The sequence below is a fragment of the Pseudomonas sp. URIL14HWK12:I6 genome (assembly GCF_000514195.1).
GTDB classification, from domain to species: domain Bacteria; phylum Pseudomonadota; class Gammaproteobacteria; order Pseudomonadales; family Pseudomonadaceae; genus Aquipseudomonas; species Aquipseudomonas putida_A.
The window spans coordinates 82075-98986 of record NZ_AZVL01000019.1; the positions used below are offsets into that span (position 1 = coordinate 82075).

Sequence of the window (16912 nt, forward strand, 5' to 3'; positions counted from 1 at the left end):
TCCTCCGCAGCCCTTTTTCGTTCAGGACACCAGATAGCCCTTGATCCCGGTAAAGATGATCTGCGCCGCCAGTGCGCAGACGAAAAGGCCCATCAGCCGGCTGACGATCTGCAGGCCCTGATCACCGAGCACCCGTTCGATGTGATTGGACAGATACAGCACCACCCCTACGGTGAAACTGGCCAGAGTGATGCTCATGATCGCGGTCAGTTTGTCGTCCCAGTGTGGTTGGCTGACGCCCATCACCAGCAGCGCACCGATGGTGCCCGGGCCGACGGTCAGCGGAATGGTCAGCGGGACGATCGTCACGTCCTGTTGCACGTTGTCACTCTGCACCACAGGCTTGCCCTGCGCCATGCCCAACGCCGAAATGAACAGCACGCTGCCGGCACCGATGCGGAATGCGTCCGCAGTGATCCCGAATACATCGAAAATCACCCGCCCGAACAGATAAAGCAAGACGCTGGAGATCAGAGTGGCGATCGCCACTTTCCAGGCCAGGCGCCGCTGTTCCTTGCGCGAGTAGCCACGAGTCAGGCTGATGAAGCAGGACAACACGAAGAACGGGCTGTAGAGCACCAGCATCTTCAGGTAAACGCTGAATAACACGTGGAGCATGAGGGCGACTCGCATCCGGAGAGTGATGACGGCGAGTCTATCAGTCGGTTAGTTGCTTGTGTGTGCAGAAGATTCTGCGCGAGGCAGTCGGTTTTTCGTTTTTTGTTTTATAGTTGTTTTGTGTGATGTTGTTAGTTGCATCTTGTTTGCTGGATAAGATGTTACAGATTTGAGTTTGTAGTGCTGGGCTTGTTTGTTTATTGTTTTCTTGCAAGTTCAAGAGGGGCTTGCCTACTAATTAATAAGGACTTTTATTGTGCATGGTCAAATCGTTAATGAGCTTTATATCTCTTCCTGTATTAACGCGATTGAAGCCTGTGATGTGGGTGCGCCAGTTATTCGCTCTCGTGGCCTGTTGGCTGTAGGGGACGAAATCGAGGCACCGTCGAAAGGCTCTGTTGTCGGCGAAGTCACAATGGGTTTTTCTGGCAAACTTTCGGATCAGAACAAGTCGGATGCCCAGAACGCTCTTCTGTTCGCCACACGTGCAGCGAACAAGCTATACCCCGAAGAGCATCAGGGCCGAGAGTGGTATAAGCGGTTCCGTGAGGTGATGACCCTCGCTGGCTGGACGCCTGTCGATCAGTACTACAATGACCTCAGTATCGAAGGCACGAGTGTGCGGATGGACAAGCTGGTACTGGAGATTCTGGGTTCCGTGCTGGCTAATGTTGCACTGCCAGGACCAACCAGCGTTCTGATGCTGAAGGTCGCGGGTGATGCAATCTCGGCCCTGCAAAAACGGGACACTGCTGCGTTGACCGCTTATGAGCGAAATTTGCTGGACCACGGCGTGGGCGGCATCTCGACCGGAGCGTGTGTCGAACTCGACGGTGAGGCAATCATGGCGCTGGGAACGGTGCGTTTTCTGCGCAAGAACACCTCTACCAAAGTGATGTTCGTGGATGTCGATGTTCGTAATGTAAGTTTGTATCGAGCTCAAACTTTCTTTGCCAAAAACACCGACGTCGCCAACGCAGTGCGTGAGACGATCAAGAAAAAGCTGGTGGGTATCGATCAGATTGAAGATATTGATATCTGATAAATCGAAAAAAGCAGTCGAAGGTCGACTGCTTTTTTTTGAGGGCGATTATATGAATTGCAAATATTCCGTTTTGATCGTTGCGGGTGCCGTTGTACTGATTCCGCCGGCAGACAAACCGGAACGCTATCAGGATTTAATAAACTCTCTGTTGTTGGCGCAACTGGCGGCTAACAAGAAACTTGAGAAAGATCCGGGTATTGGCTGGTATGACGTCTACATGGAATTTCTGGACAAATATTGGCTGCGACATTTCAGAGCACGGTTGGATCTGTCCGTCGCACAGGGTAACAGCGTGTCTGTCGTTGACTGGGTGGTCGCTCCTGAGTTCGGTGGGGCTGTGGAGCAATGTGGCGTTGCGAACGCAGTCATGCGTCGACTGGCAGCACTTTCCGCAAGCGAGCCGGCACTAGAGCTGCTGCGTGGTTACATGCAGAAAAGCGCCAGCGATGCATCGACGGATCAGTCAGATGTTTCCAGAATCATACGGCTGTTGGTGGTCGTGGCGCACTCGCCGATGTCGATGAGCAGCGTCTACATCGAATTTGCGACTGGACGGATTCTCGCTGACAACCCTTTGGCCGAGCTATTCCAGGCTGAGGATATTCGCGGCAGTGTTTGCAGACGCTCTGCCAGTGCCAATTTGTCCGAAACGCTCTATGGGCCGGTTCGCGCAGCCATCGCCCTGAAAGTCCAGGACAGGCTTGAAGCTAACGTGGCGTTGTTGAGGGTGAATGAAGACGTTCCAGCCGAAGAGAACGGCGCAGCCGATTGAGTCACGCTCGAACTGGCGTGGTACCCCTGCTTAAAAGGTCGACGCCGTACGGTTCTGCTGATCGCGCTGGGCTACCCAGTGTTCGATCAGCTCGCGCAGTTGCGACAACTCCACCGGTTTGGCCATGTGGCCATCCATCCCGGCCTGACGCGCACGTTCCTTGTGTTCGGCGAGGATGTGCGCGGTCAGCGCGACGATCGGCGTGCGGATGCGCTGATTGCTGACTTCCCACGCGCGCAGTTGCTGGGTTGCCGAGAAGCCATCGAGGATCGGCATTTCGCAGTCCATCAGCACCAGATCGTAACGCTGGGCCTTCATTGCCTGCAGGGCCTCTTCGCCATTGCTGGCGGTGTCTGGTTGCAGGTTGAGTTTGCCGAGCATGCCGCGAATCACTTTGGTCGAAATCGTGTTGTCTTCGGCGACGAGAATGCGGAAATCGCTCGGCACCTTGGCCGCCGTAGCGGGAGTGACCACTTGCGGCTGGAACACTACCTGACCTTTATTGCGCTGGTTCAACTCGTCGGCCAGCGTGGTCTTGAGCGTATAGCCGGCCACCGGTTTGGCGAGGATGCGTTTGATCCCGGAGTTGCGCGCGATGATCTTGCTCGGCGCGTTACTGATGCCGGTGAGCATGATCAACAGGATGTCGTGATTGAGGCTCGGGTCTTCCTTGATCTTGGCCGCCAGTTGCATGCCGGTCATGCCGGGCATGTTCTGGTCCAGCAGCACCACATCGAAGTAGTCGCGCAGGTGCGCCTTGGTGCGCAGCAGCGCCAGCGCTTCCTTGCCCGATGGCACGGCGCTGACGTTCAGACCCCAGGCGCTGCATTGCTGCACCAGCACTTTGCGGCAGGTATCGTTGTCGTCCACCACCAGCACGCGCGCACCTTGCAACGGGCCGTCGAGGTCGGAGGTCGGGTGTTCCAGACGATCCGGGTCCAGTGGCAGGGTCAGCCACAAGGTGCTGCCCTGATTGGCGCCGCTCTTGATCCCGAACTCGCCGTGCATCAGGCGGATCAGTTGCCGCGCAATCACCAGCCCGAGGTTGCCACCCAGACGGTTGGCCGAGAGGAAGTGTTTGCTGTGCAGTTCGGCGTGCATCAGCGCATCGCGCTCCTCCGGTTCCATCGGCTGACCACTGTCCTGCACGGCGATGCGCAGGCGCGGTTTGACGCTGCGTTCGTCGAGGGCGACGACGATCAGCACTTCGCCTTCGTCGGTTTTCTTCAGGGCGTTTTCCAGCAGGCTCAGCAGGGTCTGGCGCAGGCGGGTCGGGTCGCCGCTGATCACGCGCGGCACTTGCGGCTGGATGAAGCTGATCAGCTCGACGTTCTGCTGTTCGGCCTTGGCCCGGTAGATGCTCAGGCAGTCGTCGATCAGCGCGTTGAGGTCGAACTGCACATCGTCCAGTTCGATCTGTCCGGATTCGAGCTTGGAAATGTCGAGAATCTCGTTGATCAACGTCAGCAGTTCGTTGCCGGCACTGTGGATGGTTTGCACGTAATCGCGTTGCTTGACCGACAGTGGCGTGCCCAGCAGCAGCTCGGTCATGCCCAGCACGCCGTTCATCGGGGTGCGGATTTCGTGGCTGATCTTGGCGAGGAATTCGGCTTTGGCGTTGATCTCGGCATTGCTCGCGGCAAGATCGCGGCTGATGCTGAACCGGCTTTCGGTGATGCTGCGCTGGCGTTCACCCAAGGCGATGCTCATCAGCAAGCCACTGATGCAGATGAAACCCATCAGGGTCATGATCAGGCCTTGCGGCGCCACCAGGGTCAGCCCCAGCAGGGCCGGCAAAATAATCAGCGTACCGATGTTGAACACCACCATCCCGGCAACGAACAGCCGCGCGGGACGGTAGCCCTTCTGCCAGTGATAGAAGCCGACCAGCAACATGCTCAGACCGGCCAGCGCCACCAGCGCGTAGGTGATGATGTTCAGCGGCAGGGTGTTGACGAACAACAGCAGCAGGCTGCAGATCACAATGAACAGAATGTCGCCCAGCAACAGTTTGTTCAGCGGGTGCGGGCCGAGCGGGGCGAAGAAGCGCAGGGCGAACATCAGCCCGGCCGGGGCGGTCAGCAGCAACGCCAGATAGGCGCCCGGGGTCTGGATCGCGTGCCAGTTCGGCAACCACGGGCCGGCGAGGTTGAGCAACAGCAACAGACTCAGGCCCAGCAGTCCTTCGCAGACCGCCAGCCACAGGCTGCTGCGCGAGCGGGAGTAGGCGTAGCGCACAAGATTGTGCAGCAGCAACATGCCGAGGCAGCCGAACAGCAGACCGAAGATCAGCGTCTGGTTCTGGTTGGCGGCACTCATCACCGCCGATTGCAGGGTGATGTGCGGGCGCAGTTGATGGTCGGAAACCATCCGCAGATAAACGTCGAGGGACTTGTCGCTTTGCGGCAGTGGCAGCAGGAAGTCGCTGCTCGGCAGTGGCCGCTCGACCTGCGGCTGATGGGTGCCGGAAGTGCGTTGCTCGATCAGTTTGTCGCCGTCCAGCACGTAGAGGCTGAGGTTGGACAGGTCGGGAGCGAAGATCCGCAGCACCTGCTCGTGCTTGCCCGGCGCCAGTTTGAAGCGCAGCCAGAGTGCACCATCGGGCTCGGCCGCCGTGAGGCGATCAAGTTCGATGGGACTGAATTGATTGGTGTAGCGCGCCGAGCGGATGTCGCTCAGTTGCAGATTACCCTGATCGTCAAGCAATACCGACCAGCCACTGCCTTGCGCGGCCAGAGCCGGAAGCATGCAGAGCAAGGTCAGCAACGTGACGGTGAAACTTATGGCAATCCTGAGCCAGCGCACGGCGAAATCCCTTCGTAGGTTGATGCCAGAATATAACGATGCGCGGCGGCGGAACAGCCCGGCGAGGGACTGCATCCCGCGCCGGACGTGAAGGACAGCTTATTCCTGGGTTTCGCCACGTTCACGGGCAATGGCGCGGTAGCCAATGTCCTTGCGGTAGAAGCAGCCTTCCCAGTCGATGGCAGCGGCCAGCTTGTAGGCTTGCTGCTGCGCTTCGCTGACACTGGCGCCCATGGCGGTGGCGCAGAGTACGCGACCACCGGCCGTCACCACGTTGCCATCCTTCAGCGCCGTACCGGCGTGGAAGACTTTGCCTTCCAGGCCTGCGGCTGTGTCCAGACCGTTGATCACCGCGCCCTTGGCGTAGTCGCCCGGGTAGCCGCCGGCGGCCAGCACGATGCCGACGCTCGGACGTGGATCCCACTGTGCTTCAACCTTGTCCAGCGCTTGCGCCAGAGCGGCTTCGACCAGCAGCACCAGGCTCGACTGCAGACGCAGCATCACCGGTTGGGTTTCCGGGTCACCGAAGCGGCAGTTGAATTCGATGACTTTCGGGTTGCCGGCCTTGTCGATCATCAGACCGGCGTACAGGAAACCGGTGTAGACGTTGCCTTCTTCGGCCATGCCGCGCACGGTCGGCCAGATCACCTGATCCATCACGCGCTGGTGCACGTCGGCGGTGACCACCGGGGCAGGGGAGTAGGCACCCATGCCGCCGGTGTTCGGGCCGCTGTCGCCGTCGCCAACACGTTTGTGGTCCTGGCTGGTGGCCATCGGCAGCACGTTCTTGCCGTCGACCATGACGATGAACGAGGCTTCTTCGCCGTCGAGGAATTCTTCGATCACCACGCGCGAACCGGCGTCGCCGAAGGCGTTGCCGGCGAGCATGTCGCGCACGGCGTCTTCGGCTTCGGCCAGGGTCATGGCAACGATCACGCCTTTACCGGCGGCCAGGCCGTCGGCCTTGATCACGATCGGTGCGCCTTTTTCACGCAGGTAAGCCAGGGCCGGTTCGATTTCAGTGAAGTTCTGGTAGTCGGCGGTCGGGATCTTGTGACGCGCGAGGAAGTCCTTGGTGAAGGCTTTCGATCCTTCCAGCTGTGCAGCGCCGGCGGTCGGGCCGAAGCAGTCCAGGCCACGGGAGCGGAACAGATCGACCACGCCAGCCACCAGCGGCACTTCCGGGCCGACGATGGTCAGGGAAACGTTTTTCTCGGCGAAGTCGGCCAGTTGCTCAAGGGCCAGCACGTCGATGGCGACGTTCTCGCACTTGGCTTCAATCGCGGTACCGGCGTTGCCCGGTGCGACGAAAACCTTCTGTACGCGCGGATCCTGAGCCACTTTCCAGGCCAGGGCGTGTTCACGGCCACCGCTGCCAATGATCAAAACATTCATTTCAAAAACCTCAAAAATCTGTCAGGCGCTGCTGGAGCGCTTTATGTGGGAGCGGGCTTGCTCGCGAAAGCGGTGTGTCAGGCAAAACGGCTGTTGCTGACAGATTGCATTCGCGAGCAAGCCCGCTCCCACATTTGGATCGAGTTGTATCAGTGACGGAAGTGGCGCATGCCGGTGAACACCATGGCGATGCCGGCTTCATCAGCAGCGGCAATCACTTCAGCGTCACGCATCGAGCCGCCCGGCTGGATCACTGCAGTGATGCCAACCTTGGCCGCGTTGTCCAGACCGTCGCGGAACGGGAAGAACGCGTCCGAGGCCATCACCGAACCGGCCACTTGCAGACCGGCGTGCTCAGCCTTGATCGCGGCGATACGCGCGGAGTTTACGCGGCTCATCTGGCCGGCGCCGACACCGATGGTCTGACGGTTCTTGGCGTAGACGATGGCGTTGGACTTGACGTACTTGGCGACTTTCCAGGCGAAGATCAGGTCGTGGATTTCCTGTTCGGTCGGTGCGCGCTGGGTCACCACTTTCAGGTCGTCGGCGCCGATCATGCCGATGTCGCGGCTCTGCACCAGCAGGCCACCGTTGACGCGCTTGTAGTCCCAGGCCGGAGCGCGGTCCGCCGACCAGTCGCCACAGGCCAGCAGGCGCACGTTGGCTTTGGCGGCGACGATGGCGCGAGCCTCTTCGCTGACGCTTGGGGCAATGATCACTTCCACGAACTGACGCTCGACGATCGCCTTGGCGGTGTCGGCATCCAGTTCACGGTTGAAGGCGATGATGCCGCCGAAGGCCGACTCGGTGTCGGTGGCGTAGGCCAATTCGTAGGCCTGACGGATGCCGCCCTCGGCGTCCGGGCTCACGGCCACGCCGCACGGGTTGGCGTGCTTGACGATCACGCAGGCCGGCTTGACGAAGCTCTTCACGCATTCCAGCGCGGCGTCGGTGTCGGCCACGTTGTTGTACGACAGCTCTTTGCCTTGCAGTTGGGTCGCGGTGGCGATGCCGACTTCGGCAGGCTTGGCTTCCACGTAGAACGCCGCGCTCTGGTGCGGGTTCTCGCCGTAGCGCATTTCCTGGGCCTTGATGAACTGGCTGTTGAAGGTGCGCGGGAATTCGCTGCGGCCTTCGGTGCTCAGGGTTTCGGCAGCCTGATTCACGGTGCCCATGTAGTTGGCGATCATGCCGTCGTAGGCGGCGGTGTGTTCGAAGGCCTTGAGCATCAGGTCGAAACGCTGAGCGTAGGTCAGGCCACCGGCCTTGAGGTTTTGCAGAACGTTGGCGTAATCGCTGGCATTCACCACGATCGCCACGTCTTTATGGTTTTTCGCTGCCGAACGAACCATGGTCGGGCCACCGATGTCGATGTTCTCGATCGCAGTCGGCAGGTCGCAGCCGGGCTTGTTGATGGTGGCTTCGAACGGGTACAGGTTGACCGCAACCAGGTCGATCGGCTTGATGCCGTGCTCGTTCATGATTGCATCGTCGATACCGCGACGACCGAGGATCCCGCCGTGGATTTTCGGGTGCAGGGTTTTCACCCGACCGTCCATCATTTCCGCGAAACCGGTGTAATCCGCGACTTCCACTGCGGCAACACCGTTGTCGCGCAGCAGCTTGAACGTCCCGCCGGTGGAGAGGATCTCGACGCCGAGGGCTTCAAGCTCCTTGGCGAATTCGAGGATCCCGGTCTTGTCGGAAACGCTGATCAAGGCGCGGCGGATCGGCAGGCGGGTAGTCTGGTCGGTCATCTCAATTTCCATCAAAAGCAAAGGAAGTCAGCAAAAAAGGCGACCGGTTTTACGCGGGCGCCTTTCTGGTTTGATTGAATGCTTACAGCAGATCGTACTGCTTGAGTTTCTTGCGCAGCGTGCCGCGGTTGAGTCCGAGCAGCTCGCTGGCCTTGGTCTGGTTGCCCTTGACGTAGTTCATCACGCTTTCGAGCAGGGGAGCCTCGACTTCGGAGAGCACCAGGTTGTACACATCCGTGACGGACGCGCCCTCAAGGTGGGCGAAATAATTGTGCAGCGCCTTCTCGACACTCCCGCGAAGGGTCTGACCTTCTTCGCTCGGGGTATTGAGGTGCTGTTTCAAATTCACGTTGTCGCTCACGGGTGCTGTTCCACTCACTAAAGTCTCGGTCATCATCGTCATGCGGCCACCCCTTCTTCGTCCCCTGTCAGGCTCTTGTAACGCTCGGCGAAGAACTCCCGAACGTTGGCGCATTGTGTTTCCGTACCATCCAAACGATTGAAGTGGGCGCGAAACTCCCTGGCGCCCGGCAAGGTTGCGAGATACCAGCCCACATGCTTGCGGGCAATACGGACGCCCATCACATCCCCATAGAAGGCGTGAAGTGCGGCCAGATGCTCCAGCAGGATGCGTTCCACTTCGCTCAGCTCCGGCGCCGGCAATTTCTCGCCGGTACGCAGGAAGTGTTCGATCTCGCGAAAAATCCATGGCCGCCCCTGGGCAGCCCGGCCTATCAGCAGGCCATCGGCACCGGTCGCGTCAAGCACGTAACGGGCCTTTTCCGGCGAATCGATATCGCCATTGGCAAACACCGGCATCGACACCGCCTGCTTGATCGCGGCAATCGTGTCGTACTCGGCTTCGCCGGTGTACAGATCGGCGCGCGTGCGGCCATGCACGGCCAGCGCGGTGATCCCGGCCTGCTCGGCGATCTTCGCCACAGTCAGGCCGTTCTTGTTGTCGCGATCCCATCCGGTGCGGATCTTCAGGGTCACCGGCACATCCACTGCAGCGACGACGGCCTGCAGGATCTCGGTCACCAGTGCTTCGTCTTTCAATAACGCGGAACCGGCGGCCTTGTTGCAGACCTTCTTTGCCGGGCAACCCATGTTGATATCAATAATCTGTGCGCCCAGTTCGACGTTGGCCCGTGCCGCGTCCGCCAGCATCTGCGCATCGCCACCGGCAATCTGCACCGAGCGTGGCTCGGGATCGCCTTCGTGGATCATGCGCATGCGCGACTTGCGGGTATTCCACAGGCTCATGTCACTGGTGACCATTTCCGAGACTACAAGCCCTGCGCCCAAACGCTTGCACAGCTGACGAAAGGGCTGGTCGGTGACGCCCGCCATCGGGGCGAGAATCAAACCGTTCTGCAATGTATATGGGCCGATGCGTACCGCCGACATAGGACTTCCCTGAAGTGGGGCCGGATCATGAGAGTTCGAAAAAGGGTTGGCATGATACCCGCTCTCGATGACTGGATAAAGGCTGAATTGAACAAAATCTGAACAGTTATTCTGTTATTACCAGCGGTTTGGTAAGCGCGGGCGAAGTCAGAAAACTGCCGTCAAACCTGAAGCGATGAAGCGATTCACTCGGGCGAGTGGAAACTCAGGCTGTAATTCACCGCTTTGGGGCCTGGATCGAGGATATCCAGAGCGATGTGGATCGGCGTCTGCGGCGGCATTTCCGCCATGCCCTCAAGGTCGCCGTTGAGGTATTCGCCGGGTTTGAAGCGACGACTGGCGATCAGATGACCGTTGAGGTCAGCGAAGCGTAGCTCCAGCAACGGAAATGGCTGGGAGAACGTCGCGCGGTTGTAGATGATCGCATCCACCACCAGCGCCCCGCTGAATTCCGGATGGCTGCGCACCACCAGATTGCTGCTTTTGATTTTGCCGATGTCGACCTTGGACGGCACCGTGCAGCCGATCTGCGGGCAGAACTGCTGAAACCATGGGCGGTACTGATCCTGCCGCGCCAGTTCATCGAAGTGATAGGCAATGTACTGGCCGGCCAGACCGGCGGCAGCTAGCAGCACCAGCAAAGCCCAGAGCAGACGCCGGCCCCAGGGCGAACGGCGTTTCTGCCAGTCCAGTTGCAGCGGGTCGTCGGTCAGGTCCTGCAACACTTCGGCGCGTTGACGTTTTTTGCGCAGCGGTTCGACCGATGGCAAGTCGTCATCGTCCGGCTCGACGTTGGCCGACAGGCGTTCACGACGGGCATTCGGATCGATCGGGTCGTGCAGGCGCAGTTGCGGGATCGGCGGTTCATCGTCCAGATCCACCGGCTCCAGCGACAGGGAAGGCTCGGTGCGCGCGGTGTTTACCGGTTCCGGTTCGACGGCATCTGGCTCGACGTCATCTTCGGGCTCGGGCAGACGTTCATCGTCGCGTGCGCTGAACAGGCTGTCGCGCCACTCCGTTTCATCGGCTTCAGGGCTGTCGCGGCGGGCGCTCAGGGACTCTTCGCGCTGACGACCGAATTCGGTGGTCGGCTGGATTTCCCGTTGTTCGAGGCGGGCGAGTTCTTCGTCCAGATCGAGGCTGTCCAGGTCCAGCTCGCTGGCGCTCCATTGCTTTTGGCTGATGGCGCGCGGCGCGGGCGGTTCGTCATTGACGGGTGCTTCGACCACTGGCGGCGGCTCGCTGACCACTGCCTGAGACGGTGCTGGCTGGACAATGGACGGCGCCACCGGAGTGACCGCTTCCTTGCCGGCGTGTTGTTCCAGCAGCTGTTTGGCGGCGTTGAACACTTGCAGGCAGGAGCCACAGCGAACCACCCCGCGGGCCACGCTCAACTGAGCATGGCTGACGCGGAAGCTGGTTTGGCAATGCGGGCACTGGGTGACGAAGCTGTCGGTCATGCGGCGATCCGGTTTATGCAGGCGGTCATTCTAGCGCCGACGGCCGGTGATACGCACCCAGCCATCGCGATTGGCGATCGGGTCCAGATCAAAGTCCTGCGCATAGGCGGCGGCGACTTCTTCACCTTGTTCGGCAAGGATGCCCGACAGCGCCAGACGACCGCCGGTTTTCACCAGACCGGACAATTGCGGCGCCAGGGAAACCAGCGGGCCGGCCAGAATGTTGGCCACCAGCACGTCGGCTTTGACCTGCGGCAGATCTTCCGGCAGGTACAGCGGGAACAGCTCGTCGGCAATATTGTTGCGCCCGGCGTTGTCGCGCGAGGCTTCCAGCGCCTGCACGTCGATGTCGGTGCCGACGGCTTCTTTCGCGCCGAGCAGCAGGGCGGCGATCGCCAGAATTCCCGAGCCGCAGCCGAAGTCCAGGACGTTGCAGTCTTTCAGGTCCTGACCGTCGAGCCATTCCAGGCACAGGGCGGTGGTCGGGTGGGTGCCGGTGCCGAACGCCAGGCCCGGATCCAGCAACAGATTGACCGCGTCAGGCTCGGGCGCGGCGTGCCAGCTCGGCACGATCCACAGGCGCTGACCGAAACGCATTGGCTGGAAGCCGTCCATCCAGCTGCGTTCCCAGTCCTGGTCTTCGATGACTTCGCTGTGATGCTCGGGCAGCGGACTGCCGGTCAGCAGTTCCAGATGCGCGAGCACCGGCGCAGGCTCGGTGCCGCCCTCAAACAGGGCCAGCAGGTGCGTGTGCGCCCACAGTGGGGTGGTGTTGAGTTCCGGCTCGAAGATCGGCTGATCTTCGGCGTCCATGAAGGTCACCGAAACGGCGCCGACTTCAAGGAAAGCGTCTTCGTAGGTTTCGGCTTGTTCCGGGCTGATGGCGAGACGTACTTGCAGCCAAGGCATGGCGGGCACCTTTGAAAAAATATGATTGCAGCCTAGCGGCCAGCGAGAAGCGCGCAAGTTTACGCGAGCGCGCAGGGTTTGTGGGAGCTGCATTGCACCCACAGGGGATTTGAAAACTGTAGAAACAACAAAGCCGCCCGAAGGCGGCCTTGTCTGTGCGGACTTGAAGCTTAGTGCTTCTCGCCTGCCAGCTTGTGCTCGAGGTAGTGAATGTTCACGCCCCCCTTGCAGAAGCCTTCGTCGCGGGTCAGTTCACGGTGCAGCGGGATGTTGGTCTTGATCCCGTCAACCACGATCTCGTCCAGGGCATTACGCATGCGCGCCATGGCTTCGTCGCGGGTGGCGCCGTAAGTGATCAGCTTGCCGATCAGCGAGTCGTAGTTCGGCGGAACTGCATAACCGCTGTACAGGTGCGAATCGACGCGAACGCCGTTACCGCCTGGTGCGTGGAAATGCTTGACGGTGCCCGGGCTCGGCATGAAGGTTTTCGGGTCTTCAGCGTTGATCCGGCACTCCAGCGAGTGACCGCGGATCACCACGTCATCCTGAGTGAACGACAGCTTGTTGCCAGCGGCGATGCTGAGCATCTCCTTGACGATGTCGATACCGGTGACCATTTCCGAAACCGGGTGCTCCACCTGAACACGGGTGTTCATTTCGATGAAGTAGAAACGACCGTTCTCGTACAGGAACTCGAACGTGCCGGCGCCACGGTAGCCGATGTCGATGCACGCCTTGACGCAGCGAGCCAGAACTTCCTGGCGCGCCTGCTCGTCGATGCCCGGTGCCGGCGCTTCTTCGAGAACCTTCTGGTGACGGCGTTGCAGCGAGCAATCGCGGTCGCCCAGATGGATGGCGTGACCCTGGCCGTCGGACAGTACCTGAACTTCGACGTGACGCGGGTTGGTCAGGAATTTTTCCAGATAGACCATCGGGTTGCCGAACGCCGCGCCAGCTTCGGAGCGGGTCAGTTTCGCCGAGGCGATCAGGTCTTCTTCCTTGTGCACCACGCGCATGCCGCGACCACCGCCGCCGCCAGCGGCTTTGATGATCACCGGGTAGCCGACTTCACGACCGATGCGCAGCGCCGTTTCTTCGTCTTCCGGCAGCGGGCCGTCGGAACCTGGAACGGTAGGCACGCCGGCTTCGATCATCGCGTGCTTGGCCGATACCTTGTCGCCCATCAGGCGAATGGTTTCGGCTTTCGGGCCGATGAAGGCGAAGCCGGAATTCTCGACCTGCTCGGCAAAATCGGCGTTTTCCGCGAGGAAACCGTAGCCTGGGTGGATGGCGGTAGCGCCAGTCACTTCAGCGGCAGCGATGATGGCCGGGATGTGCAGGTAGGACTGAGCGGCAGAAGCCGGGCCGATGCAGACGGACTCGTCTGCCAGACCCAGGTGCATCAGCTCTTTGTCGGCCTTGGAGTAAACGGCGACGGTCTTGATGCCCATCTCTTTGCAGGCACGCAGAATCCGCAGGGCGATCTCACCGCGGTTAGCGATCAGAACTTTTTCCAACTTCGCAGTCATCAAAGGCTCTCCGCAGTTCAAACGATGGTGAACAGCGGTTGGTCGTACTCAACCGGCTGGCCGTCTTCGACGAGGATGGATTCGATCACACCGCTGGTTTCAGCTTCGATGTGGTTCATCATCTTCATGGCTTCGACGATGCACAGAGTGTCGCCTTTCTTCACGGTCTGGCCGACTTCAACGAAGGCTGGCGAGGTTGGCGAAGATTTACGGTAGAAGGTGCCTACCATTGGCGAGCGGGCCACGGTGCCGTTCAGTGCAGGAGCAGCAGCGGCAGCCGGAGCGGCAGCAGCTACTGGAGCAGCGGCGGCAGGCGCAGCGGCCGGAGCCTGCATCGGCGCCGGAGCGTAGTACTGCTGAGCCGGGGTCTTGCTGTGACGGCTGATGCGTACGGACTCTTCGCCTTCCTTGATCTCGAGCTCGTCGATGCCGGACTCTTCCAGCAATTCGATCAGTTTCTTAACTTTACGGATATCCATGAATCATCAACTCCCAAGGGTCGGTCAGGGGCGTTTAACGCTTGTGGTTCAAGTCGTTGCCTGTGTTTCAAGCTGTTCTAGTGCGGCCTCCAGGGCCAGTCGGTAACCGCTGGCGCCAAGGCCGCAGATCACTCCCACCGCTACATCGGAGAAGTAAGAGTGATGGCGGAAAGGTTCGCGCTTGTGCACGTTGGACAAATGCACTTCGATGAATGGGATGCTCACTCCCAGCAGCGCGTCACGTAATGCGACACTTGTGTGTGTAAATGCTGCTGGATTGATCAGAATGAAATCGACACCCTCACCGCGAGCGGCGTGGATGCGGTCGATCAATTCGTACTCGGCATTGCTTTGCAGGTGCAGCAGATGATGGCCGGCTTCACGGGCGCGGCGCTCCAGATCCTGATTGATCTGCGCCAGGGTCGTTGACCCATAGGTGCCCGGTTCGCGGGTGCCGAGCAGGTTCAGGTTGGGGCCGTGCAGCACCAGTAGCGTCGCCATCTGCATGTTCCTTGTTATGAATGAGCAGTCGTCAGAACCCGGCGACTATGCCGCAAAGGCTTTGTGACTGTCCAGTTCTCTGCAATAGCCAGCACGATGACCGATGTTTGCGCGAAATTTGTGACTGAGTGATTTGATCCGGTCATTTGTGGGGGCAGGAATACCGCCTTCGCGAGCAAGCCCGCTCCCACAGGGGTACGCATTCCAATGTGGGAGCGGGCTTGCTCGCGAAGGCGATTTTTCAGACGCGGAATGCCTGCACGGCGGTATGCAGTTGCCCGCCCAATACCAGCAGGTTCTCGCCCTGTTCGCGACCTTCACCGATACGCAGCAGGTTATCCCCGCCCAATTGATGGATCCGCTCGCTGTGATCACGGATCTCGCTGACCGCGCCGCTCTGCTGGGCGGTGATGTCGGCGATGCGGATCGCCGTGTCGGAAATGGTCTGGATCGCGCCAACGATCTTGTCCAGCGCGCCGTCCGCCGCTTGTGCCTGACTGGCAGTGGCTTCGGCGTGTTCGACTTGCGCGCGCATGCCTTCGACCGATTGTCGGGCAGCAGTTTGCAGGCCGGCGATCAGTGTCTGGATCTCTGCCGTGGCGCCCGCCGTGCGTTGCGCCAGTGAGCGCACTTCCTCGGCCACCACCGCAAAACCACGGCCCATTTCCCCGGCCCGCGCCGCTTCGATGGCCGCGTTCAGCGCCAGCAGGTTGGTCTGGTCGGCAATCGAACGGATCACCGTCAGCACGCCGCCAATGGTCGCTGACTCTTCGGCCAGGTGCTCGATCATCTGCGCGTTGCCTTGCACTTCGCCGACCAGCGCATGCAGGCCGGTGAGGCTTTGGCCGATCACGGTTTGCCCGTGTTCGACGGCCAGTCCGGCATGGCGACTGGCATCGGCGGCCTGTCGTGCATCGCCAGCGACCTGCTGAATCGTCGCTTCAAGCTCACCCAGTGAATCGCGGATCAGCGCGGTGTCGCCCGCCTGATGCTCGGCGCCGCTGTGCAGGTCGTTGCTCAGTTCGGCCAGGGTACGGCTGCTGCCGGCCACCTGTTCGGCATTGCCGCGAATCGTCCCGACCAGATCCACCAGATACGCGCGCAAGCGATTTAGCGAAGCTTCGATGTCGTGCAGCTCGCGGTTGGTCTTGCCCAAGTGAATGTCGTTGCTGAAGTCGCCTTCGGCCCAGGTCGACAGCGCCGGCGCGAGGTTGGTCAGAGTGCGGGCGAGGCGCCGCTGCAGGGTGTCGATCAGCAGGGCGATCAACAGAATCAGGCCGATCATCACGCCCTGCATCAGGCGCACTTCGCCCTGAATCTGCCCGTGCTGGGCGCGTACCACCGGCTCAAGCGCGGCGATCGCCTGTTGCACGGCGGCGATCTTCAAATGGGTGGCGGTGCTCAGGTCGGTGCGTTTCTGGATCTGCTCGCGGGTGCGCGCCAGCTCCGCCGGGTAGCGACCGAGCAGGCTGTTGAGTTCGCGCTTGAGGCCGACCCCGGCGTCTTCGGCGGCGGCTTTTTCTGTGCTTTCGATGCCCATCATCGCGGCGAAATCATCACTGCCGGATTCATTCTTGGCGACCACGCCGAGCAGGGGCAGGGCGTCGATGGCCTGAGCCTGGGTGCGGATATTGTCGACTTCGCGCTCGACGTCGGCGGCCAATTCACTGCGGCCGCTGCTGACCAGTTTGTCGCGGGCCAGCGACAGCTTGCCCAGGTGCTGCGAAGCGACCAGCAGCGGCGTCAGGTAAGACGCGTTGCCATTGGCGTAGGTGCTGAGTTGATCGAGGCTGGCGCTCAGTTCGCGTTCGGCTTGCAGCAGCAGTGCTTGCGGATCACCGGCCAGTTTGCCGGCGGCGAGCAGGTCGGTTTTGCTGAACTCTTCGAGGCTCGACAGACTCGGGCGCAGGGTCTCGGCCAGTGCCGGCGGCAGTTCGCCGAGTTCCTTCTGCAGGCCGTCGATGGCCTGGCTGGCGCTGCTCAGGCGCAGGGCGTCGCCGCTGGCGAGGTAGTCCTCGACATTGCGCGCCACGTCATTCTGAAATTGCTGCGACAGGCCGAGGTAGCGCTCCATCAACAGATACGGACGCTCCAGAGCTTTTTGCGACCACCACAGCGTCGCGCCGAGGGCCACGCAAACGGCGACCAGCAGCAGAGTGTTGAGATTGGTGAGCAACTTCAGGCGCATGACGGCTACCAACGGCAGAAATGGTAAGCGCCTGAATTTATTGC

Annotated in this window: 14 protein-coding genes; 2 read left to right on the forward strand and 12 right to left on the reverse strand. The window is 60.6% G+C overall.

From position 1 onward, the window contains the following. Positions 1–21: 21 nt before the first annotated feature. Positions 22–618 (reverse strand): MarC family protein, encoded by a 597-nt coding sequence (locus H043_RS0121510; RefSeq protein ID WP_027613585.1) that lies wholly within the window; start codon positions 616–618, stop codon positions 22–24. 256 nt (positions 619–874) lie between these two features. Between H043_RS0121510 and H043_RS0121515 the strand changes: the two genes are divergently transcribed. Beyond that, positions 875–1660 (forward strand): hypothetical protein, encoded by a 786-nt coding sequence (locus H043_RS0121515; protein WP_027613586.1) that lies wholly within the window; start codon positions 875–877, stop codon positions 1658–1660. After that, positions 1641–2435: a hypothetical protein gene (locus tag H043_RS0121520; protein ID WP_223849607.1), complete on the forward strand. Its 795-nt coding sequence runs from the start codon at positions 1641–1643 to the stop codon at positions 2433–2435. The genes H043_RS0121515 and H043_RS0121520 overlap by 20 nt, the downstream gene beginning before the upstream one ends. 30 nt (positions 2436–2465) lie before the next feature. Here H043_RS0121520 and H043_RS0121525 read toward each other — a convergent pair whose 3' ends face one another. The 11 genes from H043_RS0121525 to H043_RS0121575 form a co-directional block, all read right to left on the reverse strand. After that, the gene (locus tag H043_RS0121525; protein ID WP_027613588.1) at positions 2466–5240 is read right to left on the reverse strand and encodes a hybrid sensor histidine kinase/response regulator; all 2775 of its coding nucleotides are present in this window, start codon (positions 5238–5240) and stop codon (positions 2466–2468) included. 99 nt (positions 5241–5339) lie between these two features. Next, complete coding sequence (gene purD, locus H043_RS0121530) at positions 5340–6635, reverse strand: phosphoribosylamine--glycine ligase (RefSeq protein ID WP_027613589.1); 1296 nt, start codon at positions 6633–6635, stop codon at positions 5340–5342. A gap of 149 nt (positions 6636–6784) precedes the next feature. Next, on the reverse strand, positions 6785–8392 hold the full coding sequence (purH, locus tag H043_RS0121535; protein WP_027613590.1) for a bifunctional phosphoribosylaminoimidazolecarboxamide formyltransferase/IMP cyclohydrolase: 1608 nt from the start codon (positions 8390–8392) through the stop codon (positions 6785–6787). An 82-nt stretch (positions 8393–8474) separates the two neighbouring features. Next, a complete protein-coding gene (fis, locus tag H043_RS0121540; RefSeq protein WP_003221275.1) occupies positions 8475–8795 on the reverse strand; it encodes a DNA-binding transcriptional regulator Fis in 321 nt (106 codons plus the stop codon). Continuing rightward, positions 8792–9802: a tRNA dihydrouridine synthase DusB gene (gene dusB / locus H043_RS0121545; protein ID WP_003221277.1), complete on the reverse strand. Its 1011-nt coding sequence runs from the start codon at positions 9800–9802 to the stop codon at positions 8792–8794. The genes fis and dusB overlap by 4 nt, the downstream gene beginning before the upstream one ends. A gap of 185 nt (positions 9803–9987) precedes the next feature. Continuing rightward, positions 9988–11262 (reverse strand): DUF3426 domain-containing protein, encoded by a 1275-nt coding sequence (locus H043_RS0121550; RefSeq protein WP_027613591.1) that lies wholly within the window; start codon positions 11260–11262, stop codon positions 9988–9990. Between the two features lie 30 nt (positions 11263–11292). After that, positions 11293–12171, reverse strand: coding sequence for a 50S ribosomal protein L11 methyltransferase (gene prmA / locus H043_RS0121555; protein WP_027613592.1), 879 nt, complete (start codon positions 12169–12171; stop codon positions 11293–11295). Between the two features lie 170 nt (positions 12172–12341). Next, positions 12342–13700, reverse strand: a complete 1359-nt coding sequence (accC, locus tag H043_RS0121560) for an acetyl-CoA carboxylase biotin carboxylase subunit (RefSeq protein WP_027613593.1) — start codon at positions 13698–13700, stop codon at positions 12342–12344. A gap of 17 nt (positions 13701–13717) precedes the next feature. Then, positions 13718–14179, reverse strand: a complete 462-nt coding sequence (gene accB / locus H043_RS0121565) for an acetyl-CoA carboxylase biotin carboxyl carrier protein (protein WP_027613594.1) — start codon at positions 14177–14179, stop codon at positions 13718–13720. 48 nt (positions 14180–14227) lie between these two features. Continuing rightward, positions 14228–14680: a type II 3-dehydroquinate dehydratase gene (gene aroQ, locus H043_RS0121570; RefSeq protein ID WP_025111759.1), complete on the reverse strand. Its 453-nt coding sequence runs from the start codon at positions 14678–14680 to the stop codon at positions 14228–14230. Positions 14681–14921: 241 nt separating this feature from the next. After that, a complete protein-coding gene (locus tag H043_RS0121575) occupies positions 14922–16868 on the reverse strand; it encodes a methyl-accepting chemotaxis protein (protein WP_027613595.1) in 1947 nt (648 codons plus the stop codon). Positions 16869–16912 lie beyond the last annotated feature (44 nt).

Bases quoted from the DNA above. Each gene is read 5' to 3' on its own strand.
- H043_RS0121510 (WP_027613585.1), bottom strand. From the start codon at position 618: ATGCTCCACGTGTTATTCAGCGTTTACCTGAAGATGCTGGTGCTCTAC.
- purD (WP_027613589.1), bottom strand. From the start codon at position 6,635: ATGAATGTTTTGATCATTGGCAGCGGTGGCCGTGAACACGCCCTGGCC.
- purH (WP_027613590.1), bottom strand. From the start codon at position 8,392: ATGACCGACCAGACTACCCGCCTGCCGATCCGCCGCGCCTTGATCAGC.
- fis (WP_003221275.1), bottom strand. From the start codon at position 8,795: ATGACGATGATGACCGAGACTTTAGTGAGTGGAACAGCACCCGTGAGC.
- dusB (WP_003221277.1), bottom strand. From the start codon at position 9,802: ATGTCGGCGGTACGCATCGGCCCATATACATTGCAGAACGGTTTGATT.
- H043_RS0121550 (WP_027613591.1), bottom strand. From the start codon at position 11,262: ATGACCGACAGCTTCGTCACCCAGTGCCCGCATTGCCAAACCAGCTTC.
- prmA (WP_027613592.1), bottom strand. From the start codon at position 12,171: ATGCCTTGGCTGCAAGTACGTCTCGCCATCAGCCCGGAACAAGCCGAA.
- accC (WP_027613593.1), bottom strand. From the start codon at position 13,700: ATGACTGCGAAGTTGGAAAAAGTTCTGATCGCTAACCGCGGTGAGATC.
- accB (WP_027613594.1), bottom strand. From the start codon at position 14,179: ATGGATATCCGTAAAGTTAAGAAACTGATCGAATTGCTGGAAGAGTCC.
- aroQ (WP_025111759.1), bottom strand. From the start codon at position 14,680: ATGGCGACGCTACTGGTGCTGCACGGCCCCAACCTGAACCTGCTCGGC.
- H043_RS0121575 (WP_027613595.1), bottom strand. From the start codon at position 16,868: ATGCGCCTGAAGTTGCTCACCAATCTCAACACTCTGCTGCTGGTCGCC.